The organism is Mameliella sp. CS4, assembly GCF_019392335.1.
Lineage (GTDB): Bacteria > Pseudomonadota > Alphaproteobacteria > Rhodobacterales > Rhodobacteraceae > Antarctobacter.
This window is the reverse complement of record NZ_JAHXRQ010000163.1, coordinates 1-268: the sequence shown is the minus strand read 5'-3', so window position 1 is coordinate 268 and position 268 is coordinate 1. Positions and strand designations below refer to the sequence as shown.

The window sequence follows — 268 nt, the reverse complement described above, 5'->3', positions numbered from 1 at the left end:
ACGGCGAAGCCAACCGTCCAGCGCAGCACCAGGCGCCCGAAACGACGCGATGTCGCCTTGGCGGAATCGAAGAAGTCGGCGTTGCGCTCGAGCTGATCGGCGTACTGGCAAGCGCCGTCGTGGCCGGTGCGTGCGCCACGAGATACGCCGCTGGAGCGCTCGACCACATCGAACAAGTTCTTGCCGAGCGGCACCACGTTGAAGCGCGGCACCTTCACAGGTTCTTCGCGACCGATCATCACGTACATCTCCGAAGTGGAAAGCTGAA

General features: G+C 63.1%; 1 protein-coding gene. It reads right to left on the bottom strand.

Annotated features, from left to right (window positions below):
- A partial coding sequence (locus tag KZZ07_RS26960; protein ID WP_219520045.1) for a hypothetical protein occupies positions 1 to 239 on the bottom strand: 239 nt, incomplete at its 3' end.
- Positions 240 to 268 lie beyond the last annotated feature (29 nt).